The sequence below is a fragment of the Flavisphingomonas formosensis genome, assembly GCF_009755815.1.
In the GTDB taxonomy this organism is placed as follows: Bacteria; Pseudomonadota; Alphaproteobacteria; order Sphingomonadales; family Sphingomonadaceae; genus Flavisphingomonas; species Flavisphingomonas formosensis.
On sequence record NZ_WRPK01000002.1, the window covers coordinates 309,480 to 324,024 of the forward strand.

The window sequence follows — 14,545 nt, forward strand, 5'->3', positions numbered from 1 at the left end:
TACATCAAACTGTCACATCCGAGGTCTAGCAGCGCGATGGTTCCGCTCTCGGGTGCGGACCGAATCAAGGGGTTTATTCACAATGCAAAATCGGATGTCCCTGCTCGCGGGAGCGGGGTTGAGCGCGCTCGCCTTGGTGGGCGCGGCGACCGCCGCTGACGCCAAGCCGACGAAGCGCCGCCACGTCGCCGCAGCTTCGTCTTCGCAGGCCGAAGAGATCAAGCTGCTGAAGCAGCAGGTCGAGATGCTGACCGCGCGTCTGGATGCCGCCGAAGCGGCGCAGCAGCAGACCCAGGTCCAGGCACAGGCCGCCAACGATCAGGCCCAGGCCGCGATCAGCCAGGCGCAGGCAGCCACCGCCGCCACGTCCAAGGTTCCGGAGCAGGTCAAGTCGCAGATGGCCACCTGGAAGCCGAAGGGCGGCTGGTGGGATACCACCACCTTCAGCGGCCGGATGTATTTCAACATCAGCAACATCAGCCAGAAGAATGGCGGCATCAAGCCGATCGGCACCACCAACGGCACGACGAACGGCACGGGCTTCAACATCAAGCGCTTCTATCTGGGCGTCGATCACAAGTTCGACGACATTTTCTCCGGCAACCTGACGATGGACATCGCCAACGTCGTCGGCCGCACGTCGAGCACCAACTTCAACAATCTATCGGCACCGAGCGACGCGCAGCTCGTCGGCCGCGGCTTCTATGTGAAGAAAGCCTATCTGCAGGCGAAGCTGAACCCGGCCCTGATCATCCGGGTCGGCGCGGCGGACATGCCGTGGGTCCCCTATGTCGAGAATATCTACGGCCTGCGCCACATCGAAAACACGCTCATCGATCGCGTGAGCTTCGGCACCTCGGCCGATTGGGGCGTGCACGTCCTCGGCGACGTCAAGGACGGCATCCTGAGCTATCAGTTCTCGGTCGTCGACGGCGCGGGTTACCGCAACGTGAAGGTCACCAAGTCGGTCGACTTCGAAGGCCGCGTGTCGACCCAGTATAAGGGCTTCTTCGCGGGCGTCGGCGGCTATGTCGGCAAGCTCGGCAACGACGTCCAGGGCGTGCCGACCTACCACACCGCCAAGCGCTTCGACGCCCTCGCCGGCTACAAGAACAAGATGTTCACGATCGGCGGCGAATATTTCTATGCCAAGAACTACAACAACAACGGCTCGAACTACATCACCTCCGCGACGCTCTCGGACAAATCCGAAGGCTATTCGGTGTTCGCCAACGTCAACTTCGCCCCGAAGTGGAGCGCCTTCGGTCGCTACGACTTCGTCAAGCCGCGCAAGGAGCAGTTCGACCGCGTCAAGGACAACTACTTCAACGTAGGCGTCCAGTACAGCCCGGCGAAGATCGTCGACCTGGCCCTGGTCTACAAGCGCGACAAGGTCGACAACGGCACGATCGCGACGTCGAACGGCAATATCGGCCTCGCCGGTGTCAGCGGCACCTACGACGAGTTCGGCCTGTTCGGTCAGTTCCGCTTCTGATCTCCAACCCTTTCATCGCAAATGGGCCGGCGCGATCCCCTCGCGCCGGCTTTTTTGTTTCTTATCCTCCCCCAGCGCGAGCGATCGGATTCACCCATTGGTTCGGCCACGTTTTTTTTCACACGTCATGCCAGCGGAAGCTGACATCACTCTCGACAAGCCGCAGGTGACTGTGGAGAGCGACCCCAGCCTCCGCTGGGGTGACGAAGAAGAAAGGCCCGATTCTACAATGTCCGCATCCCGTAACCCCGCTGGGGAAGGATGAGAGGGAGGAAGAACTAGCTCAGATAATGCGCCGTCGTCTTGGTGGCGACCTCCTCGGCCGTCACGCCGGGGGCAAGCTCGATCAGCTTGAACGGCGAGTCATGATCCGGACGGCTGAACACGCACAGGTCGGTGACGATCATGTCGACCACATTCTTGCCGGTCAGCGGCAGGGTGCATTCCGGGATGAACTTGGGGCTGCCGTCCTTGGACGTATGCTCCATCACCACGATGATCTTCTTGACGCCGGCGACGAGATCCATCGCGCCGCCCATGCCCTTGATCATCTTGCCGGGGATCATCCAGTTGGCGATGTCGCCATTTTCGGCCACTTCCATCGCGCCGAGCACGGTCAGGTCGATATGGCCGCCGCGGATCATCGCGAAGCTGTCCGAGGAGCTGAAGAAGCTGCTCGACGGAAGCTGGCTGATCGTCTGCTTGCCGGCGTTGATCAGATCGGCGTCGACCTCGTCCTCATAGGGGAAAGGCCCGATGCCGAGCATGCCGTTCTCGCTCTGCAAGGTGACGGTGACGCCGTCCGGAATGTTGTTCGCCACCAAGGTCGGGATGCCGATGCCGAGATTGACGTAGAAGCCGTCCTTCAGCTCCTTTGCGGCGCGCGCCGCCATCTGATTGCGATCCCAGCTCATTATGCCGCCTCCCTCTGGCGCACGGTGCGGAACTCGATCTTCTTATCATAGGGCGCGCCGAGCACGAGCCGCTTGATGTAGACGCTCGGTACATGGATGCAGTCGGGATCGAGGCTGCCGACCGGCACGATCTCCTCCACCTCGGCGATCGTCATGCTCGACGCCGTGGCCGCCGGCGCGTTGAAGTTGCGCGCGGTCTTGCGAAAGACGAGATTGCCCGCTTCGTCCGCCTTCCAACCCTTGACGATCGACAGGTCGGCGCGGATGCCGCGCTCGAGGATATAAGTCTGGCCGTCGAACTCCTTGGTCTCCTTGCCCTCGGCGACGAGGGTGCCGACGCCGGTCTTGGTGTAGAAACCCGGAATGCCCGCGCCGCCGGCCCGCATCCGCTCGGCCAGCGTGCCCTGGGGGCAGAACTCCACCTCGAGCTCGCCCGCCAGATATTGCCGCTCGAACTCCTTGTTCTCGCCGACATAGGAGCTGATCATCTTCTTGACCTGGCGGCTGCGCAGCAGCTTGCCGAGCCCCTCGCCGTCGATGCCGGCATTGTTCGACGCGATGGTGAGGTCCTTGACGCCGGAGGCGACGATCGCGTCGATCAGCCGCTCCGGAATGCCGCAGAGGCCGAAGCCGCCCGCGCAGATCGTCATGCCGTCGAACAGGACGCCGTCGAGCGCCGCGGCGGCATCGGGATAGAGTTTCTTCATCCTTCCCCCAGGGTCAAAGAGGATGTTGCGGTCGCAACAGAGCTACCCGCGCATCTAGCGAATTCTTGTCCCGGGGCGCCAGTTTTTTTCCGTCATGCGAGGCTAGCCCCACACGCACGCAGCCAGCGCACCACAGCCTCGATCCGCGGCAGTTGACGAGTATCGCTGTGGGTGACGAGCCAGAAGCTGCGCCTGAGCTCGACCGCATCGGCAAGCAGCGGGACGAGCCCCGCATCGCGCTCGCCGATGAAGGCCGGCAGGATGCCGATCCCGGCGCCGGTGGCGATCATCCGGTGCTGGACATTGATGCTGGTGCTGCGCGCCACCGGCTCCAGCCCCGCGCCGATCTCGCCCAGATAATCGAGCTCGGGCGAATAGATGAACTCGGGCACATAGCCGATCAGGTCATGGCCCGCGAGGTCCGCCACCGAGCCCGGCGCGGTCCGCGCGGCGAGATAGGCGTGCGAGGCGTAGAGGCGCAGCCGATAGTCGCCGAGCTTGGCCGCCACCAGCCGCCCGCTGCGCGGCCGCGCCAGCATCACCGCGATGTCCGCCTCGCGCCGCGAGGGGTTGAGGAAGCCCGACGCGGTGATGAGGTCGAGCTGGATCGCCGGGTTGGCGCGGTGGAAATCGGGCAGCGCGGGGGCGAGGATCCAGGTCGCGAAGCCCTCCGAGACGCTGAGCCGGACATGGCCGGACAGCCGCGCCGCCTCCCCCGAGACCTCGCCGACTGCGGCAAGCGCAGCGCTCTCGATCGTCTCGGCATGGGCGAGCAGTGTCTGCCCGCGCTCGGTCAGCCGCCGCTCGCCGCCGATCGTCTCGAACAGCGGGGCGCCGAGGCCGTCCTGCAGGCGCGCGAGGCGGCGGCCGATGGTGGTCGGATCGATGCCGAGCGCACGGGCGGCCGGCGCGACGCGGCGGGCGCGGGCGACGGCGAGGAAGATGCGCAGGTCGTCCCAGTCGAAAGTCATGGGCAGCGATCTAACCGCACACCCTCATCCTTCCCATCGGCGATGGGGTGGATGAGAAGAAGGCGCCCGCACGCCCTGCTGCATAATTGCAGATCATGGCTGCGGATATGCCCTCTTGCGTGCAAATCCTCAATGGACCATCCCGCCCGCAACCATTCGGCCAGGAGAGTCTCCATGCGCATCATCGATCATTTCATCGCCGGCGGCAGCGCTTCGGGCGGCAGCCGCCAGGGCGACGTGTTCGATCCGAACAGTGGCCAGGTCCAGGCCAAGGTCTCGCTCGGCACCCAGGCCGAGCTCGAGAAGGCGGTGGCCGCCGCCAGGGCCGCGCAGCCGGCCTGGGCCGCGACCAACCCGCAGCGCCGGGCCCGCGTGATGTTCAAGTTCAAGGAACTCGTCGAAAAGAACATGGACGAGCTTGCCCATCTGCTCTCGTCCGAGCATGGCAAGGTGATCGCCGATGCGAAGGGCGACATCCAGCGCGGACTGGAAGTGATCGAGTTCGCCTGTGGCATCCCGCATGTCCTGAAAGGCGAATATACCCAGGGCGCCGGCCCCGGCATCGACGTCTGGTCGATGCGCCAGCCGATCGGCATCGGCGCCGGCATCACGCCGTTCAATTTCCCGGCGATGATCCCGCTTTGGATGTCGGGCGTCGCACTCGCCTGCGGCAACGCCTTCATCATCAAGCCGTCCGAGCGCGATCCCTCGGTTCCCGTGCGCCTCGCCGAGCTGTTCAAGGAAGCGGGGCTTCCGGACGGCGTGCTCTCCGTCGTCCATGGCGACAAGGAGATGGTCGATGCGATCCTCGATCATCCCGATATCGCCGCGGTCAGCTTCGTCGGCTCGTCCGACATCGCCCATTATGTCTATCAGCGCGGCGTCGCGGCCGGCAAGCGCGTCCAGGCGATGGGCGGCGCCAAGAATCACGGCATCGTGATGCCCGACGCCGATCTCGACCAGGTGGTGAACGATCTCGCCGGCGCCGCCTTCGGCTCGGCAGGCGAGCGCTGCATGGCGCTGCCGGTGGTCGTGCCGGTCGGCGAGGACACCGCCGATCGCCTCCGCCAGAAGCTGATCCCGGCGATCGAGGCGCTGCGCGTCGGCGTCTCGACCGATGCCGAGGCCCATTACGGCCCGGTCGTCACCGCCGCGCACAAGGCGAAGATCGAGAACTACATCCAGATGGGCATCGACGAGGGCGCCGAGCTGGTCGTCGACGGCCGCGGCTTCAAGCTGCAGGGCCATGAGGAGGGCTTCTTCGTCGGCCCGACGCTGTTCGATCGCGTCACCACCGACATGACGACCTACAAGGAGGAAATCTTCGGCCCGGTCCTCCAGATCGTCCGCGCGAAGGATTTCGAGGAGGCGGTCGCCCTCCCCTCCAAGCACCAGTACGGCAACGGCGTCGCGATCTTCACCCGCAACGGCCATGCGGCGCGCGAGTTCGCGGCGCGGGTCAATGTCGGCATGGTCGGCGTCAACGTGCCGATCCCGGTGCCGGTCGCCTATCACACCTTCGGCGGCTGGAAGCGTTCGGCGTTCGGCGACACCAACCAGCACGGCATGGAAGGCGTGAAGTTCTGGACCCGGATCAAGACCGTCACCGGCCGCTGGCCCGATGGCGGCGCCGACGGCTCGAGCGCGTTCGTGATTCCGACCATGGGGTAACCGCATCATCCTCCCCGGAACGGGGAGGGGGACCGCCGAAGGCGGTGGAGGGGCTCTGGGTCGTCCAGGACGCGACGTCGGGAATGATGCGCGCCGGAGCCCCTCCACCACCCTCCGGGTGGTCCCCCTCCCCCTGCGGGGGAGGATGAAGAACGTGGAGAGCGCATGACCCAGTTCGATCTCACGGAAGACCAGCGCGCCATCCAGGAGATGGCGCAGCGCTTCACCGCGGACGCGATCACCCCCCATGCGGCGAAGTGGGACGAGGAGCATCATTTCCCGCGCGACGTGGTGAAGGCCGCGGCCGAGCTCGGCTTTGGCGGCATCTACGTCTCCGAAGAAGCCGGCGGCATCGGCCTGGGCCGGCTGGAGGCGGCGATCATCATGGAGGCGATGGCCTATGGCTGCCCCTCCACCAGCGCGTTCATCTCGATCCACAACATGTCCGCCTGGATGATCGACCGGTTCGGCTCGGCGGATGTGAAGGCGCGCTATCTCCCCGATCTCGTCGCCTGCGATCGCATCGCCAGCTATTGCCTGACCGAGCCGTCCGCCGGATCGGACGCGGCCAGCCTGCGCACCAAGGCGGTGCGCGATGGCGACGACTATGTCGTCACCGGATCCAAGGCATTCATATCCGGCGGCGGCGCCAACGACGTCTATGTGGTCATGGTGCGCACCGGCGCGGACGGCCCCAAGGGCATATCCTGCCTGGTGATCGACAAGGACATGCCGGGCGTGAGCTTCGGCGCGCAGGAGAAGAAGCTCGGCTGGCATTCGCAGCCGACCGCGCAGGTGAATTTCGATGGCGTGCGCGTGCCGGTCGCCAATCGCGTCGGTGCCGAGGGCGAGGGTTTCCGCATCGCCATGGCAGGGCTCGACGGCGGACGGCTCAACATCGGCGCCTGCTCGCTCGGCGGCGCGCAGCGCTGCCTGGACGAGGCGATCGCCTACACCAAGGACCGCAAGCAGTTCGGCCAGTCGATCGCCGATTTCCAGGGAACCCAGTTCACCCTCGCCGACATGGAGACCGAGCTCCAAGCGGCGCGTACCCTGCTCTACGCGGCGGCCGCTAAGGTGACGGAGGGTGCGCCCGACAAGACCAAGTTCGCTGCCATGGCCAAGCGCTTCGCCACCGACACCGGCTCCGCGGTGGTCGACCGCGCGCTACAGCTCCATGGCGGCTACGGCTATCTCCAGGATTATCCCATCGAACGCTTCTTCCGCGACCTGCGTGTCCACCGCATCCTGGAAGGCACCAATGAGATCATGCGCGTCATCATCGCGCGCGAGATGCTGCGGCAGTGATGCGCCTCTCACTCATCCTCCCCCGCAGGGGGAGGGGGACCGGCGAAGCCGGTGGAGGGGTTCCCGCATACCTCATTCGCAACGTCGCGCCTTGAGCGGCCCGGAACCCCTCCACCATGCTACGCATGGTCCCCCTCCCCCTGCGGGGGAGGATGAAAGGGACTCGAAAAGGATAGGAAAGCGCCCGTATGACCGATGACGTCCTGATCTCCGTCGAAGGCGGCGCCGGCCGCATCCGACTGAACCGCCCCAAGGCGATCCACGCGCTGACCAAGCCGATGTGCGACGCCATGATCGACGCGCTCGTCGCGTGGCGCGACGATCCTGCCATCCGCATCGTGCTGATCGACCATGCAGAAGGCCGCGGCTTCTGCGCGGGCGGCGACATCCGCATGATCGCCGAGAGCGGCGCAAGCGACGGCGTCGAGGCGCGCGCCTTCTTCTATCGCGAATATCAGCTCAACCATCTGCTGTTCACCTATGCCAAGCCGATCGTGGCGTTCATGGACGGCATCACCATGGGCGGCGGCGTCGGCATCTCGCAGCCGGCGCGCTATCGCGTCGCAACCGAGCGGACGATGTACGCCATGCCCGAGAGCGGCATCGGCCTGTTCCCGGACGTCGGCGGCGGCTGGTATCTCTCGCGCCTGCCGGGGCGCACCGGCCAGTATCTGGCGCTCACCGGTGCACGCATCGATGGGGGAGACTGCATCGCGCTCGGCCTTTCCACCCATTATGTGCCGAGCGACGCGCTCGACGATCTGAAGGCGCGACTGACCGCGGCGCCGCAGGAGGTAGACGCCATCCTCGCCGCCGTCTCGGCCGAGCCGCCGACCGGGAAGATCGCCGCCCATCGCGAGGCGATCGACCGGCTGTTCGCCGCCGATACGCTGGAACAGGTGATCGCGGCGCTCGACACCGACAGCTCCGAATGGGCCGCCAGGGAAGCAGCGACGCTGCGCTCCAAGTCCCCACAGACCTGCAAGGTCTCGCTCCGCCTGCTCGCCCAGGGCAAGGACCATGCCGACTTCGCCGAGGAGATGCGCGTCGAATATCGCGTCGCGGCCCATATCTGCCAGCGCCACGACTTCATCGAGGGCGTGCGCGCGCTGATCATCGACAAGGACAACAGCCCGAAATGGGATCCGGCAACCCCCGAGGGCGTGAGCCAGGGCCTGGTCGACCAGATCTTCGCGCCGCTGCCCGCCGATGAGGAATGGCAGCCGCTTGCCTTCTGACCCTCACCCCGGCGAAAGCCGGGGTCCATATCAACCGCCGGGCCTGAATCCCGGCTTTCGCCGGGATGACGACGACATGGCCGACTATGAAACCCTCCTCGTAGAGACCCACGGCGCGGTGACCTTGATCCGGCTCAACCGGCCGCAGGCGCTGAACGCGCTCAACACCGACGTGTTGGCCGACCTCATCGCCGCCTTCGCCGCGTTCGACGCCGATCCCGAGCAGCGCTGCGCGGTGCTGACCGGCAGCGAGAAGGCGTTCGCGGCGGGCGCCGACATCAAGCAGATGCAGCCCAAGGGCTTCGCCGAGATGTTCGGAGAGAATTTCTTCGCCGGCTTCGAGCGGGTGACCGCGACGCGCAAGCCGTGGATCGCCGCGGTCGCCGGCTTCGCGCTCGGCGGCGGCTGCGAGCTTGCCATGATGGCGGACTTCATCATCGCGGCGGACAACGCCAAGTTCGGCCAGCCCGAGATCAAGCTCGGCGTCGCGCCCGGCATGGGCGGGTCGCAGCGGCTGACCCGCGCGGTCGGCAAGGCGAAGGCGATGGAGATGTGCCTCACCGGCCGGATGATGGACGCCGCCGAGGCCGAGCGCGCGAGCCTGGTGAGCCGCGTCGTCCCCCTCGCCGAGCTGGTCGACGAAGCGCTAAAGACTGCCGCCGCGATCGCCGAGATGCCGCCGCTGGCCGCCATCGCCAACAAGGAGATGGTCAACGCCGCCTTCGAGACCGGCCTCGCCACCGGCATCCTCTTCGAGCGCCGCCTGTTCAACGGCCTGTGCGCCACCGAGGACAAGGCCGAGGGCATGACCGCCTTCGTCGAGAAGCGGAAAGGCGAGTGGAAGGGTCGGTGACGATCTAAGCCCCTCCCCTTCAGGGGGAGGGGTTTGGGGTGGGGCCTGTCGGCAGCCGCCACGATGCCGGTATTCCTGCTTCGAGGCCAGAACGCTCGCTTGGCTCGCCCCCACCCCATCCCCTCCCCTGAAGGGGGGGCCTAAAAATAAGGAGCACGACATGGCACGCATCGGTTTCATCGGTCTCGGAAATATGGGCGGCGGCATGGCTGCCAATCTCGCCAAGGCGGGACATGAGGTGCGTGCCTTCGACCTGTCCGAGGATGCGCTCAGCAAAGCCCGCCAGTCGGGCTGCACGCCGGTAGGCTCGGCTTCCGAGGCCGTCGCCGGCGCCGAGTTCGTCGTCACCATGCTGCCCGCCGGAAAGCATGTCGATGCGGTCTATGGCGGCGAGGTGTTCGATGCGGTGCCGAAGGACGCGCTCCTGATCGACTGCTCGACGATCGACGTCGCCACGGCGAAGGCGGTCGGCGCCGCGGCCGCCGCCAAGGGGCTCGCCATGGTCGACGCGCCGGTCTCGGGCGGGATCGCGGCGGCCAATGGCGGCACGCTCACCTTCATGGTCGGCGGCAGCGACGCCGACTTCGCGCGGGCCGAGACGGTGCTCGCCAAGATGGGCAAGGCGGTGATCCACGCGGGCGCGATCGGCGCCGGCCAGGCCGCCAAGATCGCCAACAACATGCTGCTCGGCGCGACGATGATCGCGACCTGCGAGGCCTTCCTGCTCGCCAAGAAGCTCGGCCTCGATCCGCAGACCTTCTTCGACATCTCGTCCAAGGCGTCGGGCCAGAGCTGGTCGATGACGAGCTATTGCCCGCTCCCCGGCGTCGGCCCGCAGACGCCCGCCGACAACGGCTATCAGGGCGGCTTCGCGACCGCGCTGATGCTCAAGGACCTGAAGCTCGCGGTCGAGGCGGCGAGCGGCGCCAATGCCAGCGTGCCGATGGGCGCCAATGCCATGGCGCTCTATCAAGCCTTCCAGAATGCCGGCAATGGCGGGCTCGACTTCTCCGCAATCATCCGCATGCTGGGCGAGTGATCGCACCGCCCAAAGACCAGCTCTCCTCCGCCCAGGCCCGCCGCATCGCGCTGGCCGCCCAGGGCTTCGCCGCCGCCCGGCCTCCCGCGCCGGGCGCCGCCCATCTGCGCCGCACGCTCGCGCGGCTGTCGCTCCACCAGATCGACAGCGTCAACGTGCTGGCGCGCGCCCATTATCTGCCCGCCTTCTCCCGGCTGGGCAGCTATGACCGCACCCTGCTGGAGCGCGCCGCCTGGGGAAAGCGCAGCGAGCGCAAGCTGTTCGAATATTGGGCGCACGAGGCCTCGCTGCTGCCGCTCGAGCTGCACCCGCTGCTGCGCTGGCGCATGGCCGAGGCGGACAGCGGCGCGATCGGATGGAGCAGCCTGCGCGCCTATGCCGGCGAACGCCGCGGCGAGGCAGAGGCGACGCTGGCGCGCATCCGTGCCGACGGGCCTCTCGCCGCCTCCGATTTCGAGGGCGGCAAGAGCCGCAGCGGCTGGTGGGAATGGGGCGACACCAAGCGCACGCTCGAATGGCTGTTCTGGGCAGGCCATATCACCACGTCCACGCGCCGCGGCAGCTTCGAACGCGTCTACGACCTGCCCGAACGCGTGATCCCATCCGCGATCCTGGCGCTGCCCACACCCGCCAAGGCCGATGCCCAGCGCCTGCTCACCGAACGCGCGGCGCAGGCGCTCGGCATCGCCACCGAGAGCGACCTGCGCGATTATTTCCGGCTGACCCCGGCGGACAGCAAGGCGGCGGTTGCGGCCCTCGTCGAGGAAGGCGTGCTGATCCCGGTCGCCGTCGCCGGCTGGCGCAATCCCGCCTATCTCCATCGCGACGCGAAGCGGCCCCGCCGCATCGCCGCCCGCGCGCTGCTCGCCCCCTTCGATCCGCTGATCTGGGAGCGCGACCGGACCGAGCGGCTGTTCGGCTTCCGCTACCGGATCGAGATCTACACACCCGCCGACAAGCGCCAGCACGGCTATTATGTGCTCCCCTTCCTGCTCGGCGACCGCCTCGTCGCGCGCGCGGACCTGAAGGCGGATCGCCAGGGCGGGCGCCTCATCGCGCATGCGATACATCTCGAGCCGGGCGCTCCGGCGGAAACGATAGGCGAATTGCACGCAGAGCTGGAGGAGATGGCACGGTGGCTGGGCCTTGATCCTCCCCGGCACGGGGGAGAATGAAGATATCCTATCGCCGAAAACAGCCCTTCACATGATCGTCGACGATGCCGACCGCCTGCATCCAGGCATAGACGATCGTCGGCCCGACGAATGCGAAGCCGCGTTGCTTGAGCGCTTTCGATAGCTGCTCGGACAATTCGGTCTTCGCCGGCGGCGGTCCGCCGTCGCCGCGCAGCACTTTGCCGCCGGTGAAGGACCAGCAGAAATCGGCGAAATCCTCGCCCGCCTCGCGCATCGCCAGATAGGCGCGGGCGTTGGCGATCGTCGCCTCGATCTTCGCGCGCGAGCGGATGATCCCGGCATCGCCGAGCAGCCGCCGGACATCCTCCTCGCCGAAGCGCGCCACCCGCTCCGGCTCGAAGCCCTGGAAGGCGGCGCGGAACGCCTCGCGCTTGCGCAGCACGGTGATCCAGGCGAGGCCGGCCTGGAAACCGTCCAGCATCAGCTTCTCCCACAATGCCCGCGAATCGCGCTCGGGCGTGCCCCATTCGCTGTCGTGATAGGCGCGCATCTGCGGATCGCTGCCCGCCCAGGGACAGCGGCCGACATCCTCCTCGCCGCCCGTCCCGCTCATGGCCGGCCGAGAAAGTCCATCTTGCCGACCGGAACGCCCTTGTGCCGCAGCAGCGCATAGGCGGTGGTGACATGGAAATAGAAATTGGGCAGCGCAAAGCCGAGCACATAGCTCCGCCCGGTGAAGGGGATGGCGCCGTTCGGCGTGGTGAGCACCACCTCGGCCTCCTCGCGCCCGTCCATGCACGTCGCGGGCGCCGCCTTCAGGAAGGCCACCGTCCGCGCGATTCGCGTCTGGAGGTCGTCGAAGCTCGCCTCCTCGTCGGGGATGGCCATATTCTCGACCTGGCCCACGCGCACGACCGTGAACTTCGCCGTATCGCTGGCGCGCTGGACCTGGGCGGTGAGCGGCGCCATGTCCCCGATCAGCCGCGCATCGAGCAGTTCGGCATGGGGCAGGCCCTGCGCGTCGGCAAAGGCCCGACCCTTTTCGAGGAAGGCGGACATCGCATCAAAGGCGGGCAGAAAGGCGGGAACGCTGACGTCGTAGAGCGAAAGAGACATGGATCACCCGTGCTGCGTCGGCGCCGGGGATCGGCGCGCCGACCTGTGTGCGGCTTGTGCGTCAGCGCCGCGGGAAAGTCTCGCGGAATCGCCACGCGCGCTCCGGCGCATTCCGATTCGTCGCAGGCAAAAGAAAAGCCGGCCAGAGGCCGGCTCGAAAAGGGAAAGAGTTGGTGGAGCCGAGGGGGATCGAACCCCTGACCTTCGCAATGCCATTGCGACGCTCTCCCAGCTGAGCTACGGCCCCGTCCCTTCAATTTCCCCGGCTGGGAACCGGGGAGAGCGCGCCCTTTAGGGTAGTCGGCGCGCTCTGGCAACACTCAATTCTCGTCTTCGTCATCCGAAGTATCGAGACCGATGTCGTCGTCCCCGCCGAGGTCGACATCGTCGTCCGGGCTCGGCTCGGCATCCTCGTCGATGTCCAGATCCTCGTCGCCGAGATCGGCATCGCCCTTCTGCTGTTCGACCTCCTTCTTGGGCACGTCGAAGGGCAGCGGCTGCTTCGACTTGAGGACGGGCTCGGGCTCCCACGCCGTGCCGCATTCGATGCAGCTCACGGGATCGTCCTTGCCCAGATCGTAGAAGCGGGTACCGCACTTCGGGCAGGTCCGCTTGGTGCCCCATTCCGGTTTCACCACGATGTGTCGTCTCCGCAAACAAATGGAAAGAGCGCGGCCGGACCCCGTCCGGTCGCGAAACGCCGCGCGCCTTGCCATAGCCGGACGCCGCTGTCAAAAGCCGCCGCCATGCACGGTTCCCAGCCTCACCCCATGCGCTTTCGTGCACCCGGCCCGCTGCGCGGCTCCGCGCGCGTGCCAGGCGACAAGTCCATCTCGCATCGCTCGATCATGCTGTCCGCCCTCGCGGTCGGGGAAAGCCGCATCGAAGGCCTGCTGGAGGGCGAGGACGTGCTCGCCACCGCGGCGGCGATGCGGGCGATGGGCGCCTCCGTGGAACGCGGCGAGGATGGCCTGTGGCGCGTACACGGCGTCGGCGTCGGCGGCCTGCTGCAGCCCGAGGCCGCGCTCGACATGGGCAATTCCGGCACGTCGACGCGCCTGTTGATGGGCCTGGTCGCCAGCCACCCGATCACCGCCACTTTCATCGGCGACGCCTCTTTGTCGCGCCGTCCGATGAACCGGGTGATCGACCCGCTCTCGCAGATGGGTGCCGCCTTCACGCCCAGCCCCGGCGGCCGCCTGCCGCTCATGCTGCGCGGCCTCTGCCCCGCCATCCCGATCGAGTATCGCCTGCCGGTCGCCTCGGCCCAGGTGAAGTCGGCGATCCTGCTGGCCGGCCTCAACACGCCGGGCATCACCCGCGTGATCGAGCCCGTCGCGACGCGCGATCACAGCGAACGCATGCTGCGCGGCTTCGGCGCCAGCCTCGAGATCCACCGCGACGAAGCAGACGACGCCACGGTGATCGAGCTTCGCGGCGAGGCGGAGCTCAGGGCGCAGCAGATCATCGTCCCAGGCGACCCCTCGTCCGCCGCCTTCCCCGTCGTCGCGGCGCTGCTCGTGCCCGGATCGGAGGTGACGATCGAAAATGTCGGGCTGAACCCCACCCGCGCCGGCCTGTTCGAGGTGCTCCGCGCGATGGGCGGCGATATTGCCTTCGCCAATCCGCGCGATGCGGGGGGCGAGCCGGTCGCCGATCTCATCGTCCGCCATTCCGCGCTGACCGGCATCGACGTGCCGCCCGAGATCGCGCCGAGCATGATCGACGAGTTCCCCGCGCTGTTCGTTGCCGCGGCGCTGGCCAGGGGCCGCACCGTGGCGCGCGGGCTGGACGAACTGCGCGTCAAGGAATCCGATCGGATCACCACCATGGCCGAGGGGCTGCGCGCGATCGGCGCCCGCGTCGAGGAGCTGGAGGACGGACTCGTCATCGACGGCACCGACGGCGATACCCTCGCCGGCGGCGCTACCGTCGCGGCGAAGCTCGATCACCGCATCGCGATGAGCTTCGCGGTCGCCGGCCTGGTGTCGCGCGACGCGGTGACGATCGACGACATGGCGCCGGTCGCGACCAGCTTTCCTGGATTCGCCGCGCTGATGTCCGGCCTCGGCGCCGTCCCTGAATGAACCGGTGCCT

Annotated in this window: 14 protein-coding genes and 1 tRNA gene; 8 read left to right on the forward strand and 7 right to left on the reverse strand. The window is 67.2% G+C overall.

Annotated elements, in window-relative coordinates; genetic code table 11:
• Window positions 1–94: 94 nt before the first annotated feature.
• On the forward strand, window positions 95–1,495 hold the full coding sequence (locus GQY20_RS07535) for a hypothetical protein (protein ID WP_232475938.1): 1,401 nt from the start codon (window positions 95–97) through the stop codon (window positions 1,493–1,495).
• 278 nt (window positions 1,496–1,773) lie between these two features.
• On the opposite strand, the gene GQY20_RS07540 is transcribed toward GQY20_RS07535, so the two are convergent.
• The 3 genes from GQY20_RS07540 to GQY20_RS07550 form a co-directional block, all read right to left on the reverse strand.
• On the reverse strand, window positions 1,774–2,409 hold the full coding sequence (locus GQY20_RS07540; protein ID WP_157216450.1) for a 3-oxoacid CoA-transferase subunit B: 636 nt from the start codon (window positions 2,407–2,409) through the stop codon (window positions 1,774–1,776).
• Complete coding sequence (locus GQY20_RS07545) at window positions 2,409–3,116, reverse strand: CoA transferase subunit A (protein WP_157216451.1); 708 nt, start codon at window positions 3,114–3,116, stop codon at window positions 2,409–2,411. The genes GQY20_RS07540 and GQY20_RS07545 overlap by 1 nt, the downstream gene beginning before the upstream one ends.
• Window positions 3,117–3,208: 92 nt before the next feature.
• Window positions 3,209–4,087, reverse strand: coding sequence for a LysR family transcriptional regulator (locus tag GQY20_RS07550; protein ID WP_157216452.1), 879 nt, complete (start codon window positions 4,085–4,087; stop codon window positions 3,209–3,211).
• A 174-nt stretch (window positions 4,088–4,261) separates the two neighbouring features.
• Here GQY20_RS07550 and GQY20_RS07555 point away from each other — a divergent pair, with 174 nt between their 5' ends.
• From GQY20_RS07555 to GQY20_RS07580, 6 genes are all read left to right on the forward strand, one after another.
• Window positions 4,262–5,758: a CoA-acylating methylmalonate-semialdehyde dehydrogenase gene (locus GQY20_RS07555; protein WP_157216453.1), complete on the forward strand. Its 1,497-nt coding sequence runs from the start codon at window positions 4,262–4,264 to the stop codon at window positions 5,756–5,758.
• A gap of 165 nt (window positions 5,759–5,923) precedes the next feature.
• A complete protein-coding gene (locus tag GQY20_RS07560) occupies window positions 5,924–7,066 on the forward strand; it encodes an acyl-CoA dehydrogenase family protein (RefSeq protein WP_157216454.1) in 1,143 nt (380 codons plus the stop codon).
• A gap of 188 nt (window positions 7,067–7,254) precedes the next feature.
• On the forward strand, window positions 7,255–8,304 hold the full coding sequence (locus GQY20_RS07565) for an enoyl-CoA hydratase/isomerase family protein (protein ID WP_157216455.1): 1,050 nt from the start codon (window positions 7,255–7,257) through the stop codon (window positions 8,302–8,304).
• A 76-nt stretch (window positions 8,305–8,380) separates the two neighbouring features.
• Window positions 8,381–9,157, forward strand: a complete 777-nt coding sequence (locus GQY20_RS07570) for an enoyl-CoA hydratase-related protein (RefSeq protein ID WP_157216456.1) — start codon at window positions 8,381–8,383, stop codon at window positions 9,155–9,157.
• A gap of 160 nt (window positions 9,158–9,317) precedes the next feature.
• A complete protein-coding gene (gene mmsB / locus GQY20_RS07575) occupies window positions 9,318–10,196 on the forward strand; it encodes a 3-hydroxyisobutyrate dehydrogenase (RefSeq protein ID WP_157216457.1) in 879 nt (292 codons plus the stop codon).
• Entirely contained in the window at window positions 10,193–11,371 is a 1,179-nt protein-coding gene (locus tag GQY20_RS07580) for a winged helix-turn-helix domain-containing protein (protein ID WP_232475939.1), read from the forward strand. Before mmsB ends, GQY20_RS07580 begins: the two co-directional genes overlap by 4 nt.
• Window positions 11,372–11,378: 7 nt before the next feature.
• Here GQY20_RS07580 and GQY20_RS07585 read toward each other — a convergent pair whose 3' ends face one another.
• From GQY20_RS07585 to GQY20_RS07600, 4 genes are all read right to left on the reverse strand, one after another.
• Window positions 11,379–11,945: a DNA-3-methyladenine glycosylase I gene (locus tag GQY20_RS07585; protein ID WP_157216458.1), complete on the reverse strand. Its 567-nt coding sequence runs from the start codon at window positions 11,943–11,945 to the stop codon at window positions 11,379–11,381.
• Complete coding sequence (locus GQY20_RS07590) at window positions 11,942–12,448, reverse strand: DUF1993 domain-containing protein (RefSeq protein ID WP_157216459.1); 507 nt, start codon at window positions 12,446–12,448, stop codon at window positions 11,942–11,944. Before GQY20_RS07590 ends, GQY20_RS07585 begins: the two co-directional genes overlap by 4 nt.
• A 171-nt stretch (window positions 12,449–12,619) precedes the next feature.
• Window positions 12,620–12,695, reverse strand: a tRNA-Ala gene (locus GQY20_RS07595).
• 73 nt (window positions 12,696–12,768) lie between these two features.
• Window positions 12,769–13,086 (reverse strand): TIGR02300 family protein, encoded by a 318-nt coding sequence (locus tag GQY20_RS07600; RefSeq protein WP_157216460.1) that lies wholly within the window; start codon window positions 13,084–13,086, stop codon window positions 12,769–12,771.
• A gap of 132 nt (window positions 13,087–13,218) precedes the next feature.
• Between GQY20_RS07600 and aroA the strand changes: the two genes are divergently transcribed.
• Entirely contained in the window at window positions 13,219–14,535 is a 1,317-nt protein-coding gene (gene aroA, locus GQY20_RS07605) for a 3-phosphoshikimate 1-carboxyvinyltransferase (RefSeq protein WP_157216461.1), read from the forward strand.
• The last annotated feature ends 10 nt before the right edge of the window (window positions 14,536–14,545 follow it).

Bases quoted from the DNA above. Each gene is read 5' to 3' on its own strand.
- GQY20_RS07540 (WP_157216450.1), bottom strand. From the start codon at position 2,409: ATGAGCTGGGATCGCAATCAGATGGCGGCGCGCGCCGCAAAGGAGCTG.
- GQY20_RS07565 (WP_157216455.1), top strand. From the start codon at position 7,255: ATGACCGATGACGTCCTGATCTCCGTCGAAGGCGGCGCCGGCCGCATC.
- GQY20_RS07590 (WP_157216459.1), bottom strand. From the start codon at position 12,448: ATGTCTCTTTCGCTCTACGACGTCAGCGTTCCCGCCTTTCTGCCCGCC.
- GQY20_RS07535 (WP_232475938.1), top strand. From the start codon at position 95: ATGTCCCTGCTCGCGGGAGCGGGGTTGAGCGCGCTCGCCTTGGTGGGC.
- GQY20_RS07560 (WP_157216454.1), top strand. From the start codon at position 5,924: ATGACCCAGTTCGATCTCACGGAAGACCAGCGCGCCATCCAGGAGATG.
- GQY20_RS07550 (WP_157216452.1), bottom strand. From the start codon at position 4,087: ATGACTTTCGACTGGGACGACCTGCGCATCTTCCTCGCCGTCGCCCGC.
- GQY20_RS07570 (WP_157216456.1), top strand. From the start codon at position 8,381: ATGGCCGACTATGAAACCCTCCTCGTAGAGACCCACGGCGCGGTGACC.
- aroA (WP_157216461.1), top strand. From the start codon at position 13,219: ATGCGCTTTCGTGCACCCGGCCCGCTGCGCGGCTCCGCGCGCGTGCCA.
- GQY20_RS07585 (WP_157216458.1), bottom strand. From the start codon at position 11,945: ATGAGCGGGACGGGCGGCGAGGAGGATGTCGGCCGCTGTCCCTGGGCG.
- GQY20_RS07555 (WP_157216453.1), top strand. From the start codon at position 4,262: ATGCGCATCATCGATCATTTCATCGCCGGCGGCAGCGCTTCGGGCGGC.
- GQY20_RS07545 (WP_157216451.1), bottom strand. From the start codon at position 3,116: ATGAAGAAACTCTATCCCGATGCCGCCGCGGCGCTCGACGGCGTCCTG.
- mmsB (WP_157216457.1), top strand. From the start codon at position 9,318: ATGGCACGCATCGGTTTCATCGGTCTCGGAAATATGGGCGGCGGCATG.